This is a genomic window from Mesorhizobium sangaii (assembly GCF_014207355.1).
Lineage (GTDB): Bacteria > Pseudomonadota > Alphaproteobacteria > Rhizobiales > Rhizobiaceae > Mesorhizobium > Mesorhizobium sangaii.
This window is the reverse complement of the sequence record NZ_JACHEF010000005.1, coordinates 189,579-201,085: the sequence shown is the minus strand read 5'-3', so window position 1 is coordinate 201,085 and position 11,507 is coordinate 189,579. Positions and strand designations below refer to the sequence as shown.

Genomic DNA, 11,507 nt, shown 5'->3' with positions numbered 1-11,507 from the left:
GTCTTGCCAGACCGTTCGCAATCAGGGACAGCATAGCCGGGCAAGAGTCCGGAGCTGCGATGACCTTGGAACTGAGTGGGCGGGATCAGTCGATGCTCGATGGCGAGCAGGGTCCGTCCGCAGCCGCTGCGATGAAGATCCTGGTCGCGTTTTCCAATGCGGTTGGGGCGCCGAGCCTGCTCGACATTGCCGGCGCCCATATCGATGGTTGCCTTTACCACGGCAAGGCCGGGCTCGATTTCGTCGAACGGCTGGTCGAGGGTGGTGGCCGTGTCCAGGTGCCGACGACGCTCAATGTCGGTTCGTTCGATCTCATCCATCCCGGCATGGTGAAGATGCCGGCGGCGGAGGAAGTGCCGGCTCGGCGGCTGATGAGGGCGCATCTTGAACTCGGCTGCCAGGCGACGTTCACCTGCGCACCCTATCAGACGCGGTTCCGGCCGGGCTTCGGCGAGCAGATCGCATGGGGTGAATCCAACGCCATCGTCTTTGCCAATTCGGTTGTCGGCGCGCGCACCAACCGCTATGGCGATTTCATCGACCTCTGCTGCGCCATGACCGGGCGTGCGCCGGCCTGGGGCCTGCAACTGAGCGAGAACCGGCGCGGCCGCATTCTGTTCGAACTGGCCGTTCCTGATCCGGAACCGAGCGACAGCCTGTTCGTCGGCGTCGGCCTATTCATCGGGCAGGCGAGCGGCGATCGGATTCCGGTGGTCGCCGGCCTGCCACAACCGCGTGACGAGGACCAATTGAAGGCACTGGGCGCCTCTGCGGCAACCACCGGCGCGGTGGCGTTGTTCCATGCGGTCGGCATCACGCCGGAAGCAAGCACGCTCGACGAGGCGTTCCAGGGCCATGCGCCAGAGGCAACGATCCGCATCAGCCGCGCCGACGTCGATCAAGCGCTGGCTAGGCTATCGACCGTGCGCGATGGCGCGCCGGTGGCGGCCGTGTCGCTGGGCACACCGCATTTCTCGCATGAGGAATGGATGCGCCTGTTGCCGATGCTGCGCGAAATTGCGCCAGGCAGGCGTATCCCGATCTATGTCAACACCGGTCGCGCGACGCTGACCCGATTGCAGGAGGAGGGCGCGCTGGCTGGCATGGAGGCGTTCGGCTTGATCCCGGTCGCCGACACCTGCACCTATGTCACCTCGATCCTCGAGCGTCTCGACGGCGTGGTGATGACCAATTCCGGCAAATGGGCGCATTACGCACCGGGCAATATCGGTGTGTCCGTCGCCTTCGCCGAGATGAGGGATTGCATCCGCTCAGCCGCGGCCGGACACGTCGTGCGGGGTGCCTCATGACGCAGCCGGTGGCAAAGGACGCCGTCGATCGGCCAGGCACTTTCCAACTCGCCGGTGAGGCCGATGGCGCGGCTTTGGTGTTCTCTCAGCCGCTCAGTTTCTGGGGCGGCATCGACGCCGAGACGGGTGAAATCATAGACCATTCGCATCCTGGGCTGGGCCAGAATGTCGCCGGCAAGATCCTGGTCATGCCGAGCGGGCGAGGGTCGTCCTCCTCGTCGTCTGTCCTGGCCGAAGCGATCCGCCGGGGTACGGCGCCGGCGGGTATCCTTCTGGAGCGGCCCGACCCGATCCTGGCAGTGGGGGGGATCGTCGCCGAGTTTCTCTACGACATCCACATGCCGCTGGTGGTCTGCGACATTGCGGGGATCGTTTCCGGCGACCGGATCGCCATCCGTGTTGGTGAGGAGGGCGAGGCGATCATCCAAAAAGCCCAATAGCTGCTGCCCCCAGTGATTGGTGTCGCTGATGACGGCGGTGATGGGAAATGATGGTGCCGGCCTTGGCTGACCGGCAAGCCGTGGCGCTATATGCTGTCCTCCAGGGAGGAATGGATGGCAGGCACGGATTTCGAGCCGGATGTGAAGATTCGCACCAGGGAATACCGGATCGGCTGCGTCGGTGCCGGCATGATCATGGCCGAATGCCATCTCGCCGCCTATGCACAAGCCGGCTTCCCGGTGGTTGCGATCGCCTCGCGGACGAAGGCCAGCGCCGAGAAGGTGGCCAGGCGCTGGAATATTCCGATCGTTCACGATACGCCCGAGCAATTGATCGAGGATCCCAACGTCGAGATCGTCGACCTTGCCTTTCCGCCCGACCAGCAGCCGGCTCTCATCCGTCACGCGCTGAAGCAGCCACACATCAAGGCGATCCTGGCGCAGAAGCCGCTGGCGCTGTCGGTCGAGGAAGCGGTCCGGCTGCGCGACGAGGCAGCAAGGTCCGGCAAGATCCTGTCGGTCAACCAGAATATGCGCTACGACCAGTCGATACGCGTCTTGAAACAGATCATCGACAGTGGCGCTTTGGGCGACATCGTCTTCGCGCAGATCGACATGCACGCGATTCCGCACTGGCAGTCTTTCCTCGCCGGCTACGACCGGCTGACGCTCGCCAATATGAGCGTGCACCATCTCGACGTGTTGCGTTTCCTGTTCGGCGATCCGCAGGAGATCACGACGCTGACACGCAAGGACCCGCGCACGAAATTCGACCATTCCGACGGCATCACCGTGTCGACGCTTCGGTTCCCCTCCAGGGTGCTCGCCGTTTCGCTGGAGGATGTCTGGTCCGGCCCGCGCGAGCAGGGCTATCGCGACGACCAGCACATCAATTGGCGCGTCGACGGCACCAGGGGTGTCGCCAAGGGCACGATCGGCTGGCCGACGGGCGTGGCTTCGACGCTGACCTATGCCTCGACCGAGACAACGGGCGGCGAGTGGGTGACGCCCAACTGGGACACGATGTGGTTCCCGCATGCCTTCATCGGCGTGATGGAACAGCTGCAGCACGCGGTGAAGACGGACACGCCACCGGCGCTGTCGGTCGCCGACAACGTCAAGACCATGGCGCTGGTCGAAGCTGGCTACCGCTCCATGGCGGAGGGCCGCACGGTCAAGCTGTCCGAGATCTCGATCGACTGAACATCTGGTCGCCGAATAGCGTGGCGGCTGAATCGCTTACCGGGAGGAGTTCACATCATGATGCAGGCGGGTATCTTCACCGGCTATTTCCCCTATGACCTGGAGGAGGTCGCGAAGCGCATTCGCGCGCTCGACTTCAACACGGTACAACTCGACCTGCATTTCAGGGATATCGACCTGTCGGCTGGGCAGATTACCAGGGATAAGGCGAGGACTGTGCGGGACACGTTCCGCGACCACAATCTGCCGGTCTGCTGCATTTCCGGCTACACCAACATCATCCACCCGGACAAGGTCGAGCGCGAGAAACGCGTCGGCTATCTCAAGGAGATCATCCGCAACGCGCGCGAATTCGGCTCGCCTTACGTGATCGCGGAAACTGGCACCTACAACACCGAATCCGATTGGGTGCACCATCCCAGGAACAAGACCGAGGAAGGATTCGAGGAATGCCGCAAGGTGATCTCCGACCTTGCCCAGACGGCCTATGACCATGGGGCGGTCTTCCTGCTTGAAACCTATGTCAACAATGTCGTCGGCTCAGTCGAGGAAACGGTCAAGATGTTCGCGCAGGTCGACCATCCCGGCCTTGGCCTGCTGATGGACCCGACCAATTATTTCGAGGCGCACAACATCGACCGCATGGACCAGGTGCTGAACCAGGTGTTCGACACGCTGACCGACAAGATCAGGATCGCGCATGCCAAGGACGTGAAGCGCTCCGGCAGCGACAAGTCGGAGAAGCACGCCGACATTGGCGATGACAATGCTTCGGAAGGCCTTACCTTTCGCGGCGTCGGCGAGATCGAATTGCCTGCGCCCGGCCTCGGTTCGCTCAACTATGATCTTTATCTCAAGCGGCTCAGCGAAAAGCACCCGAACATTCCGGTCATCATCGAGCATCTGACCGAGGACGATGTGCCACGCGCCAAGACATTCCTCGATGGAAAATTCCGCGCCAACGGCCTTTGAGGACCGCACGGGAGGCGACGATGGCGACGGTCAAGATGAAGCGCGACTACAGCCTGGTCGGCGAAAGCACGCGGATCGCGATCGAGACCGGGCTGGCCTCGGCCGAGTGGTATCACACCGATGTGCCGCGCAAGACGATGAAGGAACTGATGCAGCGCTCCGACGGGCCGGCGATCCGCGACACCATCATCTGGATCGCCGCCATATTGGGCTCGGCTGCCGGCGGCATCTGGTTCTGGGGTTCATGGTGGTGCGTGCCGTTCTTCTTTGTCTACGGCGTGCTTTACGGTTCATCCAGCGACTCGCGCTGGCATGAATGCGGCCACGGCACCGCCTTCCGCACACGCTGGATGAACGACGTCGTCTACCAGATCGCCAGCTTCATGCTGATGCGCAATCCGGTGACCTGGCGCTGGAGCCACGCCCGCCATCACACCGACACGATCATCGTCGGTCGCGACGCCGAGATCGCGGTGATGCGACCGCCGGACCTCTTGCGCGCCGCACTTGCCTTCACCGGCGTCCTCGATTACCGCTATTCGCTGCCGACACTGCTGCGCAATGCGTTCGGCAACCTCTCACCGGGCGAGAAGAGCTTCGTGCCGGAGATGGAACAGCACAAGGCGGTGATCGCCGCGCGCTGGCATATCGGCATCTATCTCGCTGCGATTGCGCTGGCGCTCTACCTCTGGTCGTTCCTGCCGCTGGTACTGATCGGCCTGCCGCGCCTTTACGGCAGCTGGCACATGGTACTGACCGGGCTCCTGCAGCATATCGGGCTGGCCGACAATGTGACCGATCATCGGCTGAACACGCGTACCGTCACCATGAACCCGATCAGCCGCTTCATCTACTGGAACATGAACTACCACGTCGAGCATCACATGTTTCCGATGGTGCCCTATCATGCGCTGCCGAAGCTGCATGAACTGATCAAGCATGATCTGCCGGAGCCGAACCCTTCGATGTGGCATGCCTATCGCGAGGTCTGGCCGGTGCTGATCAAGCAGCTCCAGTACGAGGACTATTTCCTAAAACGTGAGCTGCCACCGACGGCGCGACCGTACCGCGACGAGTTCCATGAGCTGACCGTCCCGGCGGCAGCGGAATAGATTGCAGGAGAAACAAGATGGCCGGCTGGGTTGAAGCGTGTGGCGTCGATGATGTCGAGGAAGAGGACGTCATCCGCTTTGACCATGGCGGTCGCACCTTCGCCATCTATCGCAGCCCGGATGACGAGTTCTTCGCCACCGACGGGTACTGCACGCATGAGAAGTCGCATCTGGCTGACGGGCTGGTGATGGACGACATTATCGAATGCCCCAAGCACAATGGCCGCTTCAACTACAAGACTGGTGCCGCCAAGGGTGCGCCGGTGTGCGTCAACCTCAAGACCTATCCAGTGAGGGTCGAGGCTGGCAAAGTGATGATCCAGGTCGGCTGACCTGCTGCCGCACGTAACAGAGGAATTCTTTCGATGAGCCGAAAAAGACCAACGGTGGCGGACCTGCGCGCCATGAAGGGCAAGCGCCAGCTGACCATGCTGCGCGTGTTGACGATGGACGAGGCCGAGGCCGCCGAACGGGCAGGGGTCGACATCGTCTCGGTGCCGCCCGATCTGGTGCTCAACCCGCAATACCGCGACGCAGCCCCCAGCCTGTTCACCATGCCGGGGGAGAATTTCTTCGAGATCGGCACGGCGGACGATTTCCTGCGCTGGGCTTTCCGACTCTACAAGGCTGGCGCCGACGCGGTCTATTGCAGCGCCGGCTACCCCACGATCAAGCGGATGGCCGATGATGCCATCCCGGTCATCGGTCACGTCGGTCTCATCCCGTCACGTGCCACCTGGACGGGCGGCTTCAAGGCGGTCGGCAAGACCGCGGACACGGCCATGGAGGTCTTCGCAGCGGTGAAGCAACTTGAGGCTGCCGGCGCCATCGGCGCCGAGATCGAAGTGGTGCCGGTCGAGGTGGCAAAGGCGATCTCGGAGCGGACGTCGCTGATCATGCTGTCGATGGGGGCGGGCACCGGCTGCGACGCGCAATATCTGTTTGCCGACGACATTCTCGGCCAGAACCGTGGCCACATGCCCCGCCACTCCAAGGTCTATCGCAATTTCGCCGCCGAATATGACCGCCTGCAAGCCGAGCGCATCGCGGCGTTCTCCGAATATGTCGCCGACGTCAACAGTCTGGCCTATCCCGAGGACAGGCACGTCGTGCACATGGACCCCGATGAGCTACGACTTTTCCTGGACAAGGTCGGCCGGGCGTAAGGTCACCGGCCAGGGCCCATTGGCGAGCGCGGCGTAGAGCGCTTCGGCGTCGATGCCGAGCGGCCGGTCTTCCTTTAGGACAGGGACCAGCGCGCGTATCGCCGTATGAACAGTGGCGGTGCGGGGCGCAAGGGTGAGCCCGTCGCGCAGGTCGACCGCCTGTGCCGCCGCCAGCAGCTCAAAGGCGATCAGCCGCCGCCACAGTGTAATCATCGCGGCGCATTTCGCGACGGCCAGAGGTGTCTGCGTGGCATGGTCCTCGACGCCTTCCGAGACGGCTAAGAAATCCAGCATCACCGGATTGGCCCTGTGGCGGATGGCGGCCAGGATCGACGTCGCCGTCTTCTGCAGCGGCACGAAGCCGGCCGAGGCGCCGCCGACCGGCGACAGATATTTCGGCAGGCCGTTGCGGCCGGAGCCCGTGAGCTGAATGAAGCGGGCGGCGCTCGCCGCGGCACACTGGGCGATCGCCAGGCCGAGCGTTTCGAAGGCGAGCGACAGCGAGGCAGTGTGGAAATTGCCGGTCGACAGCACAAGCTCGTCGTCGCTAAGCACCAGCGGGTTGTCGGCGGCGGCATTGAGCTCAATCTCGACGCCCCGCTTCGCCTGACCGAGCGCCTCGATCAGAGCGCCATGGATCGAGGGCATGCAGCGGATCGACAGGGGATCTTGCAAGGTGGTCGGCGCCGGCGCCTCGTCGCGGGCGAGCAGATCGTGCAAGACCTTGGCCGCCTCCTGCTGGCCGGCCGCCGGCCGCGCCATATGCAGGCGCGGGTCGAGGATGGTGCGATTGGCGCCGATACCTTCCATGGTCAGCGCGCCGGCCTGGTGCTGCTGGGCAAGGGCGGACAGCGCATCCGTCACCACCAGCGCACCGCTGCCCGCTGAAACAGCCGAAGCGTTAATCAGCGACAGCCCGTCCTTGGGCGCCAGGCTGATGGGGACGAGGCGGGCCATCATCAACGCCTTGGCTGCCGGCATGCGCCGGCCCTGATAGTCGGCGTCGCCTTCGCCGGTCAGCAGGCGGGCCAGCGCCGTCATCAGCACCAGATCGCCGGCGCCGATCGAGCCGAGCGACGGCATGACCGGGTGGACACCGGCATTGAGCGCGTCGACCAAAGCGACAAACACGGTGGGCGAAAGCCCGGAGCCTCCCGTTGAAAGCATCGCCGCGCGGGCAAACATAGTTGCCCGCACGGTCTCGACCGGCAGCGCTTCGCCGACCGCGCCGCTGCGTCCTTCCAGCAGCTGGCGCTGGAAGGCGCTGGCATCGCCCTCGACCGTCGTGCCGAGATTGGCGCCGAGCCCGGTGTTGAGGCCATAGATCTGCTGGCCGGAGGCGGCGGCCTGGTCGAGCACTGTCCGCGCCTTCTGCAGCCTGCCGAGGACATCGGGTCGGACCTCCACCTTGCGCGCTTCGCGGGCCACCGTGGCGACATCCGCAGTGCCGACGCCGGCTCCGGTGAGGACGAGCGCACTCATGCGAAGCGCAGCCGCTGGCCGATGCCTTGCGCCTGCGCTTTGGCCAGCATCGCCTTGCCCAATGCGATGTCGGACAGCGACAGGCCACGGTGCCAGAAAAGGATTGTCTCGCCGTCATTCTCTCGCCCGGCCTTGAGACCGGCGGCAATCTGGCCAAGCTCGGCATGAAGCGTTTTTTCACTCAGCCGCCCGGTCTCGACATGGGCGCGCAGCGAGCCGAACTTGCCGCCCTTGCACTGGCCCCAATCGTCGACAACCATCTTCTGCATGATGTCGGTCAGCGACAGCTCCACCGCGCTCATCGTGCCATAGGGCACCACCAGCGCGCCGCGCTTTATCCATTCGGTCTTCAACAAGGGCTGCGGTTCCGGCAGCCGCGAGGCCTCGACGACAATGTCGGCGCCTTCGACGCAGCGCTTCCAGTCGGCCACAGCGGTCACCGGCTTGCCGAGATCGGCGGAGAGTTTTGCAGCGAAACCGTCGCGGCTTGCCGGGCGGCGCGAATGGACTCGGATCTCGTCGAAATCGAAGAGATGGTCGAGCAGGCGCACGTTCCAGTAGGCGGTGCCGCGCGCGCCGATATGGGCCAGCACTTTTGAGCCCCTGCGCGCCAGATGCTTGGCGCCGATGGCGGTGACGGCACCGGTGCGCATGTCGGTGATGACGGTGGCATCGAGGATAGCGCGCGGCGTGCCGGTGCGCGGATCGAACAGATTGAGGATACCGAATTCGGAGGGCAGGCCGTGCAGGTAGTTGTCGACATAGTCGCCGACGATCTTGACGCCGGCGGTGTCGAGCGGCGCGACGTAGCCGCGCAAGACATTGAAATGGCCATGGAAGGACGGGTCCGGCTCGAGATGAACGCGCGGCTCGATCACTGTCTGGCCATTGCCTTGCGCCACCAGGCCGGCCTCGACGGCGGCGATGATTTCACCATCGGTCATGGCAAGGGCGTCGATGTCGAAAGCATTGAGATAGTCGATATAGATGGGTTTCATCTGCTGCGTGCACTTTCCCCGGTCGCCTCTCATCCATAACAGGCCGTGACGCGACACGAAAGTTTGTTGCGCCGTCTATGGACGTGCCCGGCTAATTGCTGTTCAAACCGGTTCCGTCATGACTGCCATTCCCGACACTGAAGCCTTACCCGAAACGGCCACCAATGCGCGGCGCGTTGCACTGATCGTCGCCATCGCCTTTTTCATGCAATTGCTGGATTCGACGATCATCTCGACATCGCTGCCGCAGATGGGCGCTTCCTTCGGCGTGCCGGCGGTGGCGATGAGCATCGGCATCACCGCCTACATGCTGACCATGGCGGTGTTCGTGCCGCTGTCTGGCTGGCTCGCCGACCGCTTCGGTGCGCGCAACATCTTCCTGCTGGCAATCATCCTTTTCACGCTGGCCTCGCTCGCCTGCGGCTTCTCGCAAAACCTCACCCAGTTCGTCGCCGCACGTGTCGTGCAAGGGCTGGGCAGCGCACTGATGACCCCGGTCGGCCGCATTCTCGTCTTGCGCAATGCATCGAAGTCCGAGCTGCTCAACGCCACCGCGCTGATCACCTGGCCGGCGCTGTTCGCGCCGGTGGTCGGGCCGGTGCTGGGCGGCTTCATCACCACCTATCTGTCCTGGCACTGGAATTTCTTCATCAACATCCCGCTCGGCGTGATCGGGCTGGCGCTGGTCGCCCGGTTCATTCCTGGCGGCCGCGAGGCCGATCCCAAGCCGCTCGACTGGCCGGGCTTTTTCCTGACATCGGCGGGACTTGCTTGCGTCCTGTACGGGCTCGAACGCATCGCGCATCCGGAAGACGGTGTCCTGCCGACGGTGCTGTTGATCGCTGCCGGCATCGTCATCGGCTGGCTGGCGGTGCGCCATCTCAGGCGTGCGCCACATCCGCTGCTTGACCTCTCGTCGTTCAAGGTGCTGACCTTCGCCATCTCGACGCTCGCCGCCGGCACCATTTTCCGGGTGGCGATCAACGCGACGCCGTTCCTGTTGCCGCTGCTGTTCCAGGTCGCCTTCGGTCTCAGCCCCGTCGATGCCGGCATGATGATCCTGGCCTATTTCGTCGGCAAACTCGGCATGAAGATGGTGACGACGCCGACGCTGCGTCGCTTCGGCTTTCGTTCTGTGCTTGTCATCAACGGCCTGATCGCCTCGGCGTCGATCATGGCGTGCGCGGCGATCTCACCGCAGACGCCGCAAGCGCTGGTGATTGTGCTGATGCTGATCGCCGGCCTGTCGCGCTCGATGCAGTTCACCGCCCTCAACACGCTGGCCTTCGCCGATATCGACGCAGCGCAGCGTAGCTCGGCGGCGACACTGTCCAGCATGCTCCAGCAAGTGGCGATGCTGTTCGGCGTCGCGGTCGCGGCGGTGATCCTCAATCTGTCGCAGATCGCCAGGGACCGCCCGGCGCTCGACCTCGTCGATTTTCGAATCGCTTTCCTCGCCATCGGCGCCATCGGGCTGGTGGCGGCGTTGCGTTTCCTCGCGCTGCCGCCAGGTGCGGGCGCCGAGGTTTCCGGTCACGCACCGGGGAACTGAAATCGAATTTTCCCACCTGATGCGGAGATAAATTCTGCTCCGTCCCTTCCGCTTTGGTGCGGTGCTTTCGCAAGCGATCGCAATGGCGCAACCAATTGCTAAAAATCCAGCCTTTTCCACGCATTGCGCCAGTTTTGGCAATCGATGCGTCCACTCGATGAATATCGCCGCCGAGCGAGGTTCTGAACGCGGATTCATTTGACGAACCGGCGCTGAGCCGATTAGCTTTCCGTGGGATGGCAGCGCTGCCATTCGGGGGCGTAAGCAGACATGAGCGCGATCGGCTGGCCGAATTTCAGGAGCCTGAATCAGGAAGGCATCGTCTTTGCCATTGCGGTGGTGCTGTTCGTTGCCGCTGCCTTCGGCCTGCCGGGCTTCATCGACCCCAACAATCTCGTCGCCATTGTCCGCTCGGTGTCGGTGCTCGGCATACTGGCGCTAGGCATGGCTGTCGTGATCATCGGCCGAGGCATCGACCTCTCGGCCGTTGCGATCATGGCAATGTCTGTCGCCTGGTATCTGCAACTCCTGAATTCAGGAACGCCGGACGGGCTGGCCTTCGCCTATGTGCTGGCCGGCGTACTCGCGATCGGCCTGCTCAACGGCTTCCTCGTCGCCTATGCCGATGTACCGGCGATTTTCGTGACGCTGGCGACGGGCTCCTTCGTCTTCGGCTATGTGCGCTCGCAACTGATCACGCAGGATGCCGTGCCGGTGCCGCAGGGCCATTGGGTCGAGCTGCTCGGCGGCCTGCGCTTCCTCGACATTCCCGTCGAGGTATTCGTCTTCGCCGGCCTGGCTTTCCTGATCTTCCTGTTCCTGCGCTACACCAAATGGGGCCGCTACATCTATTTCGCCGGCGACAATCCGGTCGCGGCGCGCAACATAGGCATTCCGGTGCGGCCGATGCTGGTGCTGCGCTATGTGCTGTCCGCCTTCGTCGCGTTCATCGCCGGCCTGCTGACGGCGGCCAGCCTGCATTCGATCAACACCCGCGTCGTCAACTCGACGCTGCTCTACGACATCGTGTTGGTGGCGGTGATCGGCGGCATCGGCCTGTCCGGCGGGCGGGGCGGGGTGCGCAATGTGCTGGTCGGGGCGGCGCTGATCGGCATCCTGCTCAACGCCATGACCATCATCGATATCCCGCTGCTCTACCAGAACCTGATCAAGGCGGCGATCCTGCTCGGCGCCATCATCGTCGACGGCATCATCAATCCGCGCGACGAACAGACCGCGCAACAGGGCGACATTTAGGGGTACCCGGCGCGA

The 11,507-nt window shown here is 63.7% G+C and carries 11 protein-coding genes; 9 read left to right on the top strand and 2 right to left on the bottom strand.

All coding sequences use genetic code 11. The annotated features are described in order from the left end of the window. Positions 1–59: 59 nt before the first annotated feature. The 7 genes from HNQ71_RS23675 (at position 60) to HNQ71_RS23645 (ending at position 6,203) form a co-directional block, all read left to right on the top strand. The gene (locus tag HNQ71_RS23675; RefSeq protein WP_184875050.1) at positions 60–1,310 is read left to right on the top strand and encodes an aconitase X; all 1,251 of its coding nucleotides are present in this window, start codon (positions 60–62) and stop codon (positions 1,308–1,310) included. Then, on the top strand, positions 1,307–1,750 hold the full coding sequence (locus tag HNQ71_RS23670; protein WP_184875049.1) for an aconitase X swivel domain-containing protein: 444 nt from the start codon (positions 1,307–1,309) through the stop codon (positions 1,748–1,750). The genes HNQ71_RS23675 and HNQ71_RS23670 overlap by 4 nt, the downstream gene beginning before the upstream one ends. Positions 1,751–1,864: 114 nt before the next feature. Then, positions 1,865–2,953 (top strand): Gfo/Idh/MocA family protein, encoded by a 1,089-nt coding sequence (locus tag HNQ71_RS23665; protein WP_184875048.1) that lies wholly within the window; start codon positions 1,865–1,867, stop codon positions 2,951–2,953. Positions 2,954–3,010: 57 nt separating this feature from the next. Continuing rightward, complete coding sequence (locus HNQ71_RS23660; protein WP_184875047.1) at positions 3,011–3,925, top strand: sugar phosphate isomerase/epimerase family protein; 915 nt, start codon at positions 3,011–3,013, stop codon at positions 3,923–3,925. A gap of 20 nt (positions 3,926–3,945) precedes the next feature. Then, entirely contained in the window at positions 3,946–5,037 is a 1,092-nt protein-coding gene (locus HNQ71_RS23655; protein WP_184875046.1) for a fatty acid desaturase family protein, read from the top strand. A gap of 17 nt (positions 5,038–5,054) precedes the next feature. Beyond that, positions 5,055–5,369, top strand: coding sequence for a MocE family 2Fe-2S type ferredoxin (locus tag HNQ71_RS23650; protein WP_184875045.1), 315 nt, complete (start codon positions 5,055–5,057; stop codon positions 5,367–5,369). 33 nt (positions 5,370–5,402) lie between these two features. Continuing rightward, entirely contained in the window at positions 5,403–6,203 is an 801-nt protein-coding gene (locus HNQ71_RS23645) for a 3-methyl-2-oxobutanoate hydroxymethyltransferase (protein ID WP_184875044.1), read from the top strand. On the opposite strand, the gene HNQ71_RS23640 is transcribed toward HNQ71_RS23645, so the two are convergent. Both HNQ71_RS23640 and HNQ71_RS23635 read right to left on the bottom strand, forming a co-directional pair. After that, the gene (locus HNQ71_RS23640; RefSeq protein ID WP_184875043.1) at positions 6,168–7,685 is read right to left on the bottom strand and encodes an HAL/PAL/TAL family ammonia-lyase; all 1,518 of its coding nucleotides are present in this window, start codon (positions 7,683–7,685) and stop codon (positions 6,168–6,170) included. The genes HNQ71_RS23645 and HNQ71_RS23640 overlap by 36 nt on opposite strands. Continuing rightward, on the bottom strand, positions 7,682–8,683 hold the full coding sequence (locus tag HNQ71_RS23635) for an ornithine cyclodeaminase family protein (RefSeq protein ID WP_184875042.1): 1,002 nt from the start codon (positions 8,681–8,683) through the stop codon (positions 7,682–7,684). The genes HNQ71_RS23640 and HNQ71_RS23635 overlap by 4 nt, the downstream gene beginning before the upstream one ends. A 118-nt stretch (positions 8,684–8,801) precedes the next feature. Between HNQ71_RS23635 and HNQ71_RS23630 the strand changes: the two genes are divergently transcribed. Then, positions 8,802–10,235 carry a DHA2 family efflux MFS transporter permease subunit gene (locus tag HNQ71_RS23630; protein ID WP_184875041.1) on the top strand — a complete coding sequence of 478 codons (1,434 nt, stop codon included), beginning with the start codon at positions 8,802–8,804 and terminating at the stop codon, positions 10,233–10,235. Positions 10,236–10,505: 270 nt separating this feature from the next. After that, positions 10,506–11,492, top strand: a complete 987-nt coding sequence (locus HNQ71_RS23625) for an ABC transporter permease (RefSeq protein WP_184875040.1) — start codon at positions 10,506–10,508, stop codon at positions 11,490–11,492. The last annotated feature ends 15 nt before the right edge of the window (positions 11,493–11,507 follow it).